The sequence below is a fragment of the Pseudomaricurvus sp. ABR4_320 genome, assembly GCF_056159445.1.
Window position 1 is genome coordinate 18,590 of the sequence record NZ_JBSWVF010000030.1, and the last position, 14,628, is coordinate 33,217.

At 49.1% G+C, this 14,628-nt stretch carries 14 protein-coding genes; 12 read left to right on the forward strand and 2 right to left on the reverse strand.

The window, feature by feature from the left end; all coding sequences use genetic code 11:
• Positions 1-67: 67 nt before the first annotated feature.
• Entirely contained in the window at positions 68-802 is a 735-nt protein-coding gene (locus ACXAFR_RS26245) for a PAS domain-containing protein (RefSeq protein ID WP_475182875.1), read from the reverse strand.
• Positions 803-1,018: 216 nt separating this feature from the next.
• Between ACXAFR_RS26245 and ACXAFR_RS26250 the strand changes: the two genes are divergently transcribed.
• The 10 genes from ACXAFR_RS26250 (at position 1,019) to ACXAFR_RS26295 (ending at position 10,094) form a co-directional block, all read left to right on the forward strand.
• Positions 1,019-2,161, forward strand: a complete 1,143-nt coding sequence (locus tag ACXAFR_RS26250; RefSeq protein WP_475182877.1) for a ThuA domain-containing protein — start codon at positions 1,019-1,021, stop codon at positions 2,159-2,161.
• Positions 2,162-2,309: 148 nt separating this feature from the next.
• Positions 2,310-2,912, forward strand: coding sequence for a gluconate 2-dehydrogenase subunit 3 family protein (locus ACXAFR_RS26255; protein WP_475182878.1), 603 nt, complete (start codon positions 2,310-2,312; stop codon positions 2,910-2,912).
• Between the two features lie 24 nt (positions 2,913-2,936).
• Positions 2,937-4,631, forward strand: coding sequence for a GMC oxidoreductase (locus ACXAFR_RS26260; protein WP_475182880.1), 1,695 nt, complete (start codon positions 2,937-2,939; stop codon positions 4,629-4,631).
• A gap of 82 nt (positions 4,632-4,713) precedes the next feature.
• On the forward strand, positions 4,714-5,952 hold the full coding sequence (locus tag ACXAFR_RS26265; protein ID WP_475182882.1) for a sugar phosphate isomerase/epimerase family protein: 1,239 nt from the start codon (positions 4,714-4,716) through the stop codon (positions 5,950-5,952).
• 18 nt (positions 5,953-5,970) lie between these two features.
• Complete coding sequence (locus ACXAFR_RS26270; protein ID WP_475182884.1) at positions 5,971-7,134, forward strand: Gfo/Idh/MocA family protein; 1,164 nt, start codon at positions 5,971-5,973, stop codon at positions 7,132-7,134.
• A gap of 694 nt (positions 7,135-7,828) precedes the next feature.
• Positions 7,829-8,251, forward strand: a complete 423-nt coding sequence (locus tag ACXAFR_RS26275) for a hypothetical protein (protein WP_475182886.1) — start codon at positions 7,829-7,831, stop codon at positions 8,249-8,251.
• A gap of 14 nt (positions 8,252-8,265) precedes the next feature.
• Complete coding sequence (locus ACXAFR_RS26280; RefSeq protein ID WP_475182889.1) at positions 8,266-8,484, forward strand: hypothetical protein; 219 nt, start codon at positions 8,266-8,268, stop codon at positions 8,482-8,484.
• A gap of 2 nt (positions 8,485-8,486) precedes the next feature.
• Positions 8,487-8,981 carry a superoxide dismutase, Ni gene (gene sodN / locus ACXAFR_RS26285; protein ID WP_475182890.1) on the forward strand — a complete coding sequence of 165 codons (495 nt, stop codon included), beginning with the start codon at positions 8,487-8,489 and terminating at the stop codon, positions 8,979-8,981.
• A complete protein-coding gene (locus ACXAFR_RS26290) occupies positions 8,981-9,274 on the forward strand; it encodes a S24/S26 family peptidase (protein ID WP_475182892.1) in 294 nt (97 codons plus the stop codon). The genes sodN and ACXAFR_RS26290 overlap by 1 nt, the downstream gene beginning before the upstream one ends.
• A gap of 202 nt (positions 9,275-9,476) precedes the next feature.
• On the forward strand, positions 9,477-10,094 hold the full coding sequence (locus ACXAFR_RS26295; protein ID WP_475182895.1) for a hypothetical protein: 618 nt from the start codon (positions 9,477-9,479) through the stop codon (positions 10,092-10,094).
• A 293-nt stretch (positions 10,095-10,387) separates the two neighbouring features.
• On the opposite strand, the gene ACXAFR_RS26300 is transcribed toward ACXAFR_RS26295, so the two are convergent.
• A complete protein-coding gene (locus ACXAFR_RS26300) occupies positions 10,388-12,223 on the reverse strand; it encodes an FG-GAP repeat protein (RefSeq protein WP_475182897.1) in 1,836 nt (611 codons plus the stop codon).
• A gap of 525 nt (positions 12,224-12,748) precedes the next feature.
• On the opposite strand from ACXAFR_RS26300, the gene ACXAFR_RS26305 reads away from it, so the two are divergent.
• Both ACXAFR_RS26305 and ACXAFR_RS26310 read left to right on the forward strand, forming a co-directional pair.
• Complete coding sequence (locus tag ACXAFR_RS26305; protein WP_475182898.1) at positions 12,749-12,934, forward strand: oxidoreductase-like domain-containing protein; 186 nt, start codon at positions 12,749-12,751, stop codon at positions 12,932-12,934.
• Positions 12,935-13,228: 294 nt separating this feature from the next.
• Positions 13,229-13,987 (forward strand): SDR family NAD(P)-dependent oxidoreductase, encoded by a 759-nt coding sequence (locus ACXAFR_RS26310; RefSeq protein ID WP_475182900.1) that lies wholly within the window; start codon positions 13,229-13,231, stop codon positions 13,985-13,987.
• Positions 13,988-14,628 lie beyond the last annotated feature (641 nt).

Below are 14,628 nucleotides of genomic sequence, written 5' to 3' on the forward strand. Positions count from 1 at the left end.
AGAGAGTTTCTAAAACGCCCCCTTGAATAATGAAGGAGCGCATTTCCCCGAGTAAAATGATTGCTCGTTAGCTCGGCCGACTCCGAAATTCTCGTGGTGAACATCCAAAGGTGTTCGAGAAGAGTCGCGTAAAATAATTCGGATCCGAAAACCCTGAGGCTGTCGCAATGTTTGCGATGGAATCGTTGTCCTGAGTGAGCAGGTGTTTTGCGTAATGCAGGCGAATGGAATTGATAAACTGTTTGGGTGATTGGTTTAGGTAGCGTTTAAAACGACGCTCTAAAGCGCTGATCGAAAGGTGCGAATGTTCTGCCAATTCCGCGACAGAAATATCGTGAGTAAAGCGGCTGCGAATAAACGCAAACGACGTTTCCAGCTGTTCTACAGCAATCAGCGGTATGCGGCTTCGATCCCGCCGCCGCGACAGGCCAAAGGTGCCGATAATGTCGCCATTGTTGTCAAGCAGTGGCAATTTACTTGTCTCAAACCAGCCAATCTCTCCCGAGCGGAGAATATTCAATTCAATCCGATTAAAGACCGGCTTACCCTGAATGACTTTTCGATCATCTTCGATAAATTGTTTTGCCATGGTTGCTGGCGAAAAATCATAGTCATTTTTACCCAGTAAATCGGTCAAGTCGTCGGCGCCGAATTGGCGAACAAAGCACTGGTTGGCGTGGACGATTCGGCTTTCCTCATCCTTTATCCAAAATAACGTGTCGGTGAGCAGGTCGTAACTGCGCAATAAGACGCGCTGATCTGTCCGATCTAACAGCGAAGATGCGGTAAGAGGGGTATCCATAGGTGACATAAGGCCAAGAGAATTATAAGACGCCGAATTTATCCAGATTCTACCTTTTTTTGTGCTAGCGGAGTAGTTGGCGGCGGCGCTAAATTAACAGCCGCGACAAAGTGCCTTACGGCAGTTAATAATAATTGAGCAAATAAAGAACGATATGAACAATGAATGCCCGGGGGCTCGCACCCTTGTTGGCCTCATAACTGTTGGAGGCGCCTTGTGAAAGCCCTTACCCGATTACACCGAACGATTCTGTCCGGTCTGTTTGCGACCGGTCTGACAACCCCCGTATTCGCTGAAGATTTTTTGGATTGCCCATTGCGGGAAATGCCGTTCTCATTGGAATCACCGTTTCTCGACGTTCTATTAAGTCCGCCCGCAAAAGCTCTGGTCGAAAAATATCTTCCGGAAGTTGCGGTAAAAGCGCCTCCGATTTTTCTGGATACCGAAGCACCGGCGTTTGGCGCCATTGTCTCCACACAAACGGTTCTGAACATGCAAGGGGCGTCGGCAGATGTTCTCGCGGCACTGAATGACGATCTCAAAAAGCTACCGATTACCGACGAAGATCGACGTTTACGCTGTCGGCGTTACGATCAGGACCTTACCGAGATGGACATCCCCGAGGGGGAAAAGCGTCTGCTGATCTTTGACAAGGTCAATGGCTTTGACCATGGCCCGTCGGTGACGGCGGCGACGGCCGCAGTCTCTGCGCTGGCGGAACAGCAGGGCTGGGGAGTTGCTGTTACCAGCAGTGGGGGCGCGTTTACGCCAGAAATCCTGAGTCAATTTAACGCGGTGGTCTGGAACAATAACAGTGGCGACGTTCTGACGCTGTCGCAACGGGAAGCGTTTAAAGCGTATATCGAACAGGGCGGCGCTTACGTCGGTATTCACGGTTCTGGTGGTGACCCTTCTTACTATTGGGATTGGTATTCAAAAACTCTTTTGGGAGCGCAGTTTATCGGCCATCCAATGGAGCCACAATTTCAAACGGCGTCCCTAGCGGTTGAAAAAACGCCGTCGTCCATTGCGAGCAACCTGAGTCCGGGCTGGTCAATGAAAGACGAATGGTATTCCTTTGCCGAGAGCCCTCGAAAAACCGGTGCCTCAGTGGTCGCGACTCTGGACGAGTCCAGCTACGACCCAGGTAATCTGTTTAACCGAGATCTGCACATGGGGGATGATCACCCAATTGCCTGGACACGTTGCGTCGGTAATGGTCAGGCGTTTTACTCCGGCATCGGCCATCGTCAGCAAGTCTACAATTTACCGGAAACACTGATTTTACTTCGCGATGGTCTGACCTGGGCCATGGGCGAAGGGGCTAGTCAGTGTCAAAACAACACAGAAACACAATAATTTTAAAGGGTCGGGTCGTCACGGAGGCACACACTTTGTTGTGTCGCCGTTGAGCGTTTACCACCATCCAGTCGCCGTCTTGAGTCTGTCACATCGGCTTTTTTGAGCGCTAGCGCTAAAGAAGCTTCACAGGAGGAAATAGACAACGATGCATCGTCGTGACCTGTTAAGAATTTCGTCGTTAATACTTGGAACCGGCATCAGTGCCAGTGTTGCCAGAGCGGTATTGGCTGCCGAGCCGATCAATCCCGGCAATGCTGCATTAATCTTCAATGTGGAACAAGAGAAGATCATCGCCATTCTGTCAGAGATGATTATCCCCACAACGGATTCGCCAGGCGCCGTTAAGGCGGGGGTTCCCCAGTTTATTGGCACCATGGTGAGTGACTGGTATGACGATCTTGAGCGAGGTGTCTTTTTTCAGGGGTTTAACGATCTCGATCACTTTTGTCAGGAACGGGATTCCGTTGGGTTCCTGGATGCCAAGGAAGAAACGCAAACTCAAGCGTTGAAATTTCTTGAGCAGCAATCCATGCAGTTCTTAAAAGAAAACAGCGATCCTGACGCGAATCCATTTTTTGGTAAGCCAGATCCCAGAGTGCCGTTTTTCAGTAAGTTGAAAGAACTTGTCGTCATCGGCTTCTACACCTCAGAAATCGGCGCGAAAGAGGAGCTGGTTTACCAGCCGATGCCCGGCTACTACGACGGCGATTTTGATTACGCCAAAGTTGGCCGGCGCTGGACTTCCTGATAAACGACGAGACGATAAAAAACTATGGAAAATAATACACAGTTTGACGCCATTGTCGTGGGCACTGGCGTAACCGGTGGCTGGGCGGCGAAAGAACTTACCGAAAAAGGCTTGAAAGTACTAATGCTGGATCGGGGCCGTATGGTTGAGCACGGTAAAGATTACGCCGGCGAACACAAAGCGCCCTGGGATCTTCCCTTTCGCGGCAAACCTTTACGGGATCTCTATGCAGAGGACTATCCCGTACAGAGCCAGCAATACGCGTTTGGCGAGACGACACGTCATTTTTACAACAACGATCGACTCAATCCATACATCAATCAGGGCAAAGACTTTTTGTGGTTTCGCGCAGGCGTCGTCGGTGGTAAATCGTTGTTGTGGGGGCGTCAGGTTTACCGCTGGAGCGATTTGGACTTCGAAGCGAACAAGCGTGATGGCCATGGTAACGATTGGCCGATCCGCTACAAAGACATTGCGCCCTGGTACAGCTATGTTGAAAAGTTTATCGGTGTCAGTGGGCAGGCAGAAAACTTACCGCAACTGCCGGATAGCGAATTTTTGCCACCGATGAAAATGAATTGCGTTGAGAAGGAATTTAAAAAGCGACTCGAAAACAATTATGACGATCGCATGATGACGATTGGCCGTGTCGCTATGTTAACCCAACCTCATAACGGTAGGGCGCCTTGCCACTATTGTGGCCCCTGTCATCGTGGATGTTCGGCGGGTGCATATTTTTCCACACAAAGCTCAACGCTTCCGGCCGCCCGGGCAACCGGTAATTTAACACTACTATCAGACTGTGTGGTTGAAAGCGTAGAGTATGATCCAAAAACCAAAAAGGCCAGTGGCGTTAAGGTAATCGATGCGAATACGCTTGAGCGCACCACCTATTCGGGAAAAATGGTTTTCCTTTGCGCGTCGACCATCGGCAGTACTCAAATCTTGATGAACTCTAAATCGGAGAGCTTTCCAACGGGCTTGGGGAATCGCAGTGGTGTGTTGGGACATTATTTGATGGATCACACCTATGCCAATGTGATCATCGGTAGCTACCCAGGACTGTACGATGACAAAGTGGAATTTGGCAATCGACCAAATGGTATTTATGTACCGCGCTTCCGTAACGTTGATCGTCAGCAAGAGGTTGATTTTGTCCGCGGTTACAACTTCCAGGGTTCTGCTGGTCGATCAGGTCTGACGTCGCAGGCGCTATCCACGCCAGGCTTTGGGGCAGACTTTAAAAACGGCTTACGCAAGCCGGGTCCCTGGAATATGACGTTGCTGGGTTTTGGTGAATGCTTGCCGTATCACGATAACCGAATGGAGCTTGTTGAAAGCGAAAAAGACCGCTATGGCATTCCTCAAATTAAGTTTCATTTTGCCTGGCACGACAATGAGAAAAAGATGGCTGAGGATATTTTAAGCCAGGGCAAAGAAATGCTCGAAAAGGCCGGAGCAACGAATGTTGTGAGCTGGCATGGAGAGCTACCAGGCGGTGCGGCCATTCATGAGATGGGAACGGCACGCATGGGCCATGATCCGAGCGAGTCGATCCTGAATGGTTGGAATCAGGTTCACGATGTGCCCAATGTCTTTGTCACCGATGGTGCGAGTATGGCGTCGGCATCCAGTGTTAATCCATCTCTGACGTTTATGGCTCTGACAGCAAGAGCCGTGGATTATGCCGTCACACAACTGAATGACGGCATGATTTAACCTCTTTAATTAATGTCGTGCGCCCTTGTCGCCTAGGTGCGCACGCTAATACCCATTACAACAGCTAAAACGGAGCAGATTTATGGCCCTTAGTTATTCGCCAAAGCACATGAAGCTCAGTGTATTGACTGCAGCTCTTCAAGAGCTTACGCCCAGAGAGTTACGGGATGCCGACCCGGATCTTGCGATCGAGGAATGGTTGGCCTTTGCCAAAGACATTGGATCGCCCTATGTTCAACTGTCAGCTGCGTTGCATCCGGATGAGAGTGATGTTCCCGCCGAAGCCATGCTCGACCCAGTTGCCAACACGTTAGATTTGCGTAAACCGTTCAATGCCGAGCGTGCGAATCGTGTACAAGCGGCGATGACCACAACCGGTGTCGGATTTTCAGACCTGGGTTATTTTGACAATATGCTGGCAGAAGACACTCAAGCCAGAAACAAAAAACACGAATTTATGCTGCGAGTGTTTGACGCGGCTGAAATGTTGGATGCTGGTGCCGTGTGTGGATTTGTCGGTCGCAATCCAACGTTGTCGATGGACCAAAACCTCATCATGTTTGAAGAGGTGTTTATTCCCTTGCTTAAAGAAGCTAAAGCGCGGGGTTTATCCTTTCGGGTAGAGCAGTGTCCGATGCCCGGCTGGAATACGACGGATCTGTTCCATAATAACATTGCCTATGCGCCAGGCCCTTGGATTGCGCTGCACAGAATTTGTGAAAAACACGGCGTGGGCGATCAATTCCGTATTCATTACGACCCCTCGCACGCCGTATTAATGGGGCAGGATACGCGCTCGATTTTTCAGTATCTGAAAGACGAAGGTTACGGGTTCCTGATCGAGGGCTTTCATGTGAAAGGCCAGGTCGTGGACAGTGTGGGTGTTTCCGCTTGGGGTTACGGCGGTCAAACCATGGAGCGGGGCGATTGGGTGGATGGTAAGCCATCGCCGAATCCTGCCGACCAAGTCAATGCGTGGAAAAAGCAGACTGTCGTCTGCGAGCACGAATTACCCGGCACTGCGCGCCATGATCCGCTTGCCTATTTGCAAAACCGTAGCGTCGATTGGCTGGATCATCAATTGGCGGCGCGCGAACTGCTCGACATTGATATTTCAAAAACCTATCTGGTCGTTGAGCATGAATACCCACCGGCTCGCATCCAAGATAAGTCCAAATTAGCGCCTTTGTTAAAAGGCTCTGTCGATTTTTGTCGAGCCATCGATGAAGCTGCTGCTGCCATGTATGCCATGCAAAATGAACTTATGCCTGCCCTCGAGATTCCTGTGCAGGGATTTGGGCGCAAATCTTATCGCTCTTAACGAACAACGGAAAATATTATGGAAATTTCACGTCAAACCACGGGCGGCGCTAGGCGGCTTAGAGCCGGTATCGTCGGTGGCGGCCGCGGGGCTTTTATCGGCGTTGTCCATCGGATTGCTGCGGAACTGGATGGTCAGGTTGAACTGGTCGCGGGCGCCATGTCTTCCTCGCCAGAAACCGCCCAGGCCAGCGCGGAAGACTGGTTTATGCAGCGCTGGTACGACAGCTTTGAGACCATGGCCCAGGATGAGTCGGCTCGGGAAGACGGTATCGACTTTGTCATTATCGTCACACCGAATCATCTGCATGCACCGTCAGCGACCGCGTTTTTAAATGCCGGCATTCACGTGATGTGTGATAAGCCTCTGGCCTTTACGTTAGAAGAGGCCGAGCAGCTTGCGATCGTCGCCAAAGAGAGCGGCGTGTTGTTTGGGTTGACTCATACCTACACGGGCTATCCAGCGATAAAAGAAGCTCGGCAGATGGTCGACGATGGCTTGCTGGGCGATTTGCGCAAGGTCATGGTGGAATATCAGCAAGATTGGTTGATGGATCCGGTAGAAAATGACCCTGACGCCAAACAGGCCCAGTGGCGCTTGGACCCGGCGCGTGCCGGCATCAGTTGTTGTGTCGGTGATATAGGCTCCCATGCGGCAAACCTTTTGGAATACGTCAGTGGCGACAACATCCAGTCGATCTGCGCAGATCTGACTGCCTTTGTTGATGGCCGAAAGCTCGATGATGATGCCAACATGCTGTTGCGTATGGCGAGTGGTGCTAAAGGGACTCTGGTCTGCTCACAGGTCGCTTGCGGAGAGGAGAACAATCTATCTCTTCGCCTTTACGGCTCAAAAGGCGGGTTGGAATGGCATCAGCAGGAACCCAATACCTTGATCTTTAAACCGGCCGGACAACCCTGGCAGATCTTACGCACGGGTGTCAGCTTTAAAAGTGACGCCGCCGCAGCGGGAACACGGACCCCGGGAGGTCATCCGGAAGGGTATCTGGAAGCCTTCGCGAACATCTATGGCGCATTTATCAGTGACGTTAGGGCGCTGTTGAACGGTGAAGCGCCTGCTAAGGTTTACCCGAGTGTTGATGATGGCGTGCGCGGTATGCGTTTTATTGCGAAAGCGGTGGAGAGTTCTGCTGCAGGGGCGCAGTGGGTATCTGTTGATTAATCGAATTGGTGGCCTAAAGGGCCACCACGATATTTACATGGTTTAGATCGGAAACGAACGTACTTAACCAAAACAAGGTCTCTTTTAGTTGGTTGTTCGAAGCTTATCAGATCCCATTCAGGGATGTAGATCGGGTGTGCTAAATCGGTAAGGTATTTAAATAAAATAACGATTGTAGTCTCACTCTTATAGCGACTTTGTTTGCGTTTTCGCAGATCTTTGTGGGTGGTTGTTTTTGGTGGGCTTTTTATCTCACACTCGTTTTAAATAATGATGCAAAAAAGCCATTAACTATCCTGAAAATGAACCTTTAGCATAATTAAAAATTACTTACTTCAGATAAGTACACTACCGTACTATCCTGTACTATAGTCAGTTGGGCTGTGGGGATCTCAAACTGCAGTAGACTGCTGACCTTGGTTGTGCTGTCACTTCTCAAGCCGTGACCTGGCGTGTACCTCCTCGTGTGGTGTCGCGTTCTGGGATGGCTTTACGTTGTCCTATACCCTTGGAATTTATCAAAACACCCGCTGGGAAGTCTTTTCAGGGCGTATGTAATTTAGTATATTGAGAATCGTTACCATTATCACTCGCTATTTTGTGGTATTGCACCTGCGATGAGATTCATAAAGGGCCGGCCCTAGCTCCTCGCATAATCCTTGAAATCTGGAACCCAACCGACGGAGGACAGTTCATGGAGCTATGGAAAGCCGTAATTGTTGCTGGCAATCAAGCCTACGCCAGTCATCGACTGGAAAGGGCAGAGTCCTGTTATCTCTCTGCTTGCAAGCGATCGTTACAGTTGTTGCCTTTGTGGGTCGACCATGAGGAAGGTATGGTCGCGTTAATCGTCAGCCATCAAAATTTGGCCGATCTTTACTTTATGGAGTCGAGGCCGCAAGCGGCGTTGTCCACGTATCGACAGTTGGTCGACGTGCTATTGGATTACAAGGCGCACAATGATGACGAGGCGGTGCAGCAAACGATTTCTTTCGGCATCCGGCGCCTGCGCACAGAGTTGGAGCATACTTTTTCTGTTCGCAAAATAGACTCTTCTGACGCCAGAGACCTATTGGCCTTGACGGCGAGAGAATTACCCAAAGGAAGTCTTCAATAACTCGAGGAAAACAAATGACCAATCGTTTTATCAGTCGCATTGCGACCGCCGTGTTCACTATGTCGGCGGGGTCAACTGCCGTTGCTCATCCGGGGCATGATCACAGTCATTGGTCGAGCCCAGCATTGCATGCCTTGTTGGCGGTCGCCGTGTTGGGTGTCGCGGGCGTCATCGTGTATTCCCTGAAAAACCGCAAGCAAAAGATTGAACGTAAGTCGCAAGAGGGGCGCTAATCATGTGGCATCGACTGATCAAAAAAGTAGACGCATTTTCTGGTGTTCCGGCAGTGCAAGCGCACTGTGATATCCCCTGTAAAATATATGACCCCATTAGTGCGCAGCTAGCGGCGTTGAGTGTCATTCGATTTATGGATCTTATTGCAGAGCTGGATGGTAAAGACTCCCTTGCCGATCGCGCTCAGCTCAGCCGGTTAATCAGTGAAAAAGAAACTCACGCTGAAAAGGCGAAGCATGAAGTTCGTGTGATCTGGGGTGACTATTTCAAGCAGCCACAATTTGATCAATTTCCTGATACCAGCAAGTTGGTGCACGACATTATGCTGGCAGGCTCAGCCTGTAAGCAGGGAATCGAGCGAGCCAAAGGCGAAAAGCTCCTGACATTGATCAATGAGTTCGCCGATGCCTTTTGGGTGACCAAGGGTGTAACTACCTACACGGCGAAATGCCCCTATCTGCCGGAAGAGTTGGTGGTTTACCCAACATTATCCTAATGCCTTTTGGCCTCTACCGAGTGAGTGGGGACAGTATGGTCCCCAGCTACTGTAATGACGATTATGTCCTTGTTTGGCGCTGTCGTTCTGGACAACTCCGCAGGGGCGATGTTGTGACCGTAGGGCACCCGGTATTAGGGCTTATCATTAAACGGATTGTTATGATAAATTCAGATCATAGCTTTGTACTTACCGGTGATAACCTTTCTGCAAGCACCAGTACACTGGCAATGGGTGAGATAAATCCCCGCTGGCTCTTGGGTAAGGTTATCTGGCGTATTAGTGCGCCCTAATAAACTAAAGTGCAGTAGTTAGACAATTTCTGTAAATATTTCTTTTCCTTGTAAGCATTTAAACCCCTTCATTAACGAAATCGTCCATGTTGGTCAAATTGCAGGCAGCTTGTCGAGATTTTGACTAAACTGAAGTCAGGCAATTGTGAAATCTCCGAAAAACCATTCGGGATGATGAATACCTGACTTGAAGGGGTTCCTTATGTTTCACGAGGTAAGAAACCGATTTCTTGCGGCGCGCTTACGCAGACGCCTGTCTCTTTACACCAGTATGGCGCTTGAGAACGAATTCTGTGCTGAAGTACAGAGGAATCCCGAGGGTGTGCGGTTTCTTACGATTCGCGCTCGCGATCTGGTGGATGAGCTCACCCAGCTTTCAACACGACAAAAGCAGATCGCCCATATCAAAAGTATGATCGCGGCGACCGCAGAGTTTGCTGCACGCTTGGATAATGCTGTCTCGCGTCACACCTCTGATCGCCGAGATTTTACATTTCGCTACTGCCCTCAGGCCATGAATGAGCACGAAATCGATTCCACACTGGCCTTTCGCCGGAATTGCTTTTTGTCGCTGACGTTGCTGTTATCTGTTATGGCTGCGATGGAATACGAGCGTGAATTACGTTGCTCTTCGTCAACGTTGTATTCGGATGCATCTAACCTCTACTGGATCATTGTGGAGGACGAATACAGTCCGATCATTGGTGGATACAAAGAGGCGTTTAAGCGTGGCGACAGTTTACGGCCCTTTCATCATGAGTTGGATCGAGTGCATGCGTCCATGCGTGTGAGAGATCAAGCCCAGCAGCAGGCTGCTTGAGATGTGCCAGGTTGTATGAAGCAAAGCTTTGAGGTTACAAGCTTCCGCGGGTTGTAGGGATGCGGGGGTTTATAGGCCAAATACTCAAACAATGACCTAATGAAAGCGACAAACTGATTCGCCGGTTGAAGAAGGCTATTTTACCAACTGTCTCGACTGAGTACTCTCTATGGGTACTTTCTATGGCGTCCGCTCTATAATCCCGGTTGCTATGTTCAACAAAAGCCCTTCACCCAACAGTATACGAAAGGCTCAATTTCATTGGGTGGTGGGCGCCAAAAAAAGCGGTTTAGTTATTCGATAACGCTCAGATCGTATGACCACATTCTACCTACTCGAGGTATAATTCGGGAAGACATTGGGTAGACATAGTCATGTAACGGCGCAGAGACTATTGCATCGTCACCATGGACAGCAATCGTCTTTGTCGCAACAACATTTTGATAGTTTACGGCGCCTCCTATCCCCTGGGCGTCGCCATTGAAATAAGAGTGATCTATGAGGCCTAGTGTTGCCGCATGTGCCCACCATCCGTTGCTATTACGCTTGTAGACATAGACAGCGCCGTCTGGCCCAGAAAATGGAGAGCCGACTAGCAGAGTGTCGTCATCTACTGCAAGCGTTTCACCAAAGTGGCTCGATGCGACAGATTCTGGATGACTTAGAATCTGTTGCTCCACCCAGCTCCCGTTATTCGTTTTGCGATAAACATGAACATTACCACTATTGGGAGCACCGTTTAGGGATTTGAAAGGAGCGCTTACAAAGGCATATCTTCCGTCCATTGCTACGGCTTGCCCAAACCCATCCTCCGCAGCGTAATTTTCGGGAGTCACAAGCTGCTTTTTCATCCAAATTCCGCGGTTATTCTCGTGGTAGAAATACGCGCTTCCAGAATTCCCACTAACGCCACCAACGGCGGTAATCAATGCATCGCGATTAGATATGGCCGTTGCCCAGCCAAATCGATTGTTTGCTGAACTTTCGGCATCTTGATCGACGTGAGAAACAAGACTCCAGCTGTCGCCAATTTTGGTATAAAAATAAACGCTTCCTGAATTTTCGTAGCCATATGAGTTGTCACTGGGAGCAGAGACAACGATGCGTTCTCCGGAAATATCGACCGAATACCCTAATTGTGGTGCTGAACTTCCGTTTCCACTCGCGTTAATTGTCAACTGATTTGACCAGGAGCCATCGCTATCACGGGAAAAAATATAGGCTTCACCGGCATCATTGTAAGCAGCTGGTGCGCCCATCACCGAATATAGCCCTGAGCTTGCTATGGCTGTAATGGGTGTCCCTGCAACAAAATCATCTTGACCGAAATAGTGCTTCGTCACCCAACCACCGTTACGGTTCTTTATGGAGTATGTAACCGGCCGTATGGATAATGGTGCAAAAGTTGAATCAAAATATTTACCTTTGTATACGTCGATTGCGCCACCATTCAGAGAATTTTCTGAACGCCCTGTACCAAAGATCCTATGAGAAGGGTATATTTTTAGAGGTTTTCCAATCTTAATTAGATGGCTGCCAGGTTGGCTTTCCCTTACTAGAGCAATGCCAGCATCACTCCAGCCAGGAGAATTGTTTTTATTGATTAAATCTCGGGAAAAACTGGCGTAGCCGTCGTATTCTTGATCATTGGTTGAATAGTCGTCGGACATGGTGGCGTAACGAATAAAACCATCATTGTCGGCATCGTTCCCAAATTTAGCTTTGGCATACATTGCGTAATCGTAAGGATCCATATCGCCACCCGTCGTAGAGCTAGTCGCCCCAAAGAGCTCTACAAAAATCCGCGAATAGGTATTTTCTCCCGGTCCGAATGCCAGGGGCAGGAAATTACGATAGTCCTCCAAATTTTGGAACCGAAATCGACCTCGAAATTCATTGAATAAGTCTGCCATTTCGGCATTCGATGCCAATCTCCAACCCGGGTAATTCTCTAGGGCTTCATTGACGGATTGGCCTTTGGTTTCAGTCCAGCGTAACCAGTCAAGTCCATGCCCGCTAATAATGTTTGTTTCTGGATCTAGCGTATAGCCTTTGTAGGACTGAGCAAAGGTAATGGTCGAGAGCGTGGCTATTGCGGTGATTAATAGTGAGCGAATAAAGCGATGCATGATAAGCCTCTGTTATTGTTAGCGAAAGTGGGCTGCCAGCAAGACCAAATGAGGAGCTGAGTAGAATAGTAGATGGCAGAGCCTGATCGACAGATTTGTATCATAAATTGGAATGAAGACACTATTATTTCTTATGTAATCTTCCTTGGCCAGTTCCTACCTTTAGTCCTCGAGTGTGTCAATACTGCCCGTTGGCATTATGATCCTATATAAAAAGAAAGCTATCTACATGGGCGATTAATTTTACTTGCGTCAAAAAGAGCTTTTCAGATGTCCCTTCTCAATAAGTTCTTTATCAATGACGGTTCTCACTAAAAAAAGGGTTACCACTTTCTGTATCAAAAGAGCGTCGGTATTGATGAAATCCAAATAGTCCTGGATTTCGTGTTGATAGCCAGCTTCTTAAAAGACATGCCATTGTTCCCTAGAGCCCCTCAATGCGCCGCTAGAGCTGTGCTTGTGGGCGTTTTTTGTGCTATTTTATGGCCTCTGACTCGACAGCAGTAGTGAAAAACAAATAGTTCCATGTCTGAAATAATCGAAAAACCCGAAAAGCCGGCTCCCAATGAATGCTGTGGTGGTGGTAGTTGTTGCCCCTGTGTGTGGGATACTTACTATAAACAGTTAGATGCGTGGAAACTGCAAAATAACGAAGAGCCGGTGCCAAAGCCTAAGTCAAACTCAAACTCAAACTCAAGGGAGTTGCTTTAGCGCAGAGGCTTTGCTCGTCGTTTCAGCTTACCTGACGAATCCACAGAGCGTCGGATAATCTTCGATCCTTCAAAAAAGTCTACACTCTACGTGCTCAGTGTTGCTCCTAGCGTCCCTCTAATCTGATCCATCCTCTGGAATTCGAGTGAGTTCAGGTGTTTCTTTGTGCGTTTTTGCAACCAAATGTGCTCCAGGTTGTCGTTGGTAAATAAGGGGACGCTAGGAAAGCGTGGTGAAAAAGCAGTCCTAATTTTTCCTAAAAAGTCTAACGAGAGAATCAGGGAGTTGTAGACCATGCAAGGTTTAGAAGGAAAATCAATTCTAGTCACTGGAGGTGGCAGTGGCATCGGTAGAGAAGTTTGCTTTCTCCTGGCCGAATCCGGAGCCAAAGTTACCATCGCAGATATCCATACGGAGAATGCCCAAGCGACTGTCGATACCATTATAGGCCGAGGGCAAATCGCCCAGAGTTGTGTCTCAGACGTGTGTAGCGAAACAGCTGCCTGCGCCGCTGTAGCAGCGGCTGTGGATCAGTTTGGGCGGTTGGATGGTGCGTGTAATGCCGCCGGAGTTTCCCAGAGAGGAAAACCCCTGCACGAACTCAGCCTCGAAGAGTGGGATCTGTGTCACTCTATCAACCTGAGAGGCCTTTTCCTCTGCAACAAATACGAAATTGCCGCTCTGTTAAAAACCGGTGGAGGTAGTATTGTTAATATCTCTTCTACAACGGGGAATGTCGGTATACCGAACGGTTCTGAGTATTGTGCCTCCAAGGCCGGCGTGCTCGGGTTGACCCGTGCTGCGGCTATAGATTATGCGACACAAGGTATCCGACTGAATGCTGTTCTGCCTGGTGCGACGTTAACGCCAATGCTCTCTGCGGCCGTGGCTCAGGACCCTGGATTGGAAGCGGCTATTGCCGCAGTTCACCCAATGAATCGGTTTGGGCAACCCGCTGAGATCGCGAGCGCCGTGCGCTGGCTGTTGTCGGACGAATCGACTTTCACAACGGGAGCGTCTTTTACCATTGATGGTGGACACACTGCGATGTAGAAAATGACAATACCGTAGCGGTCAGGGCTTCATGGATCGAGCTTGAAGCAGAAATTGATCCTGACATTGGAATCGAATTTTCTCTTCCTGCCAATTTTGATCGCGGCGCGTTTCTCAAGTTTGTCCACGTCAAACGCCTGAAATCGTAACTTTTTATCTCCTAGATGTTGAGCCAAGGTAAGCCCGCGGGATAATCCTGCAGGTGATCACGAACGGTCACTGGATTGGACCATCCGCTCGGTATTCCATTTCTCCTAAAAACCGATATCGACTGATCCGAAAATCGCCGGCAAATAGACTTTAGGTAAAAACTCAGAACGCAGTAATCTGTCCGTTGAATTCCCCAATTCACGTTCCGGGTCGATAGGAAGATCTGGACACGGGGTATTGCTACAATTACTACAGGGATTGTGATCCGAGGTCGGGGAGGTACATTGAGCCCAATCCTACTAGGCTTGATGGAGGCCCATACACATATGGGTAGCTAGGCGGGAATCTAATGGCTTTTATCGATTCATTTAAACTGGCCAAATCGTCGGGTTTATAGGAATAGGTTGGCACTGGTATCCCGTTGATAAGCGTACAATAGCTTGTTGGCACTTCGGGTCAAATAATTGTGAAATCTGGATGTAAGAATGGGA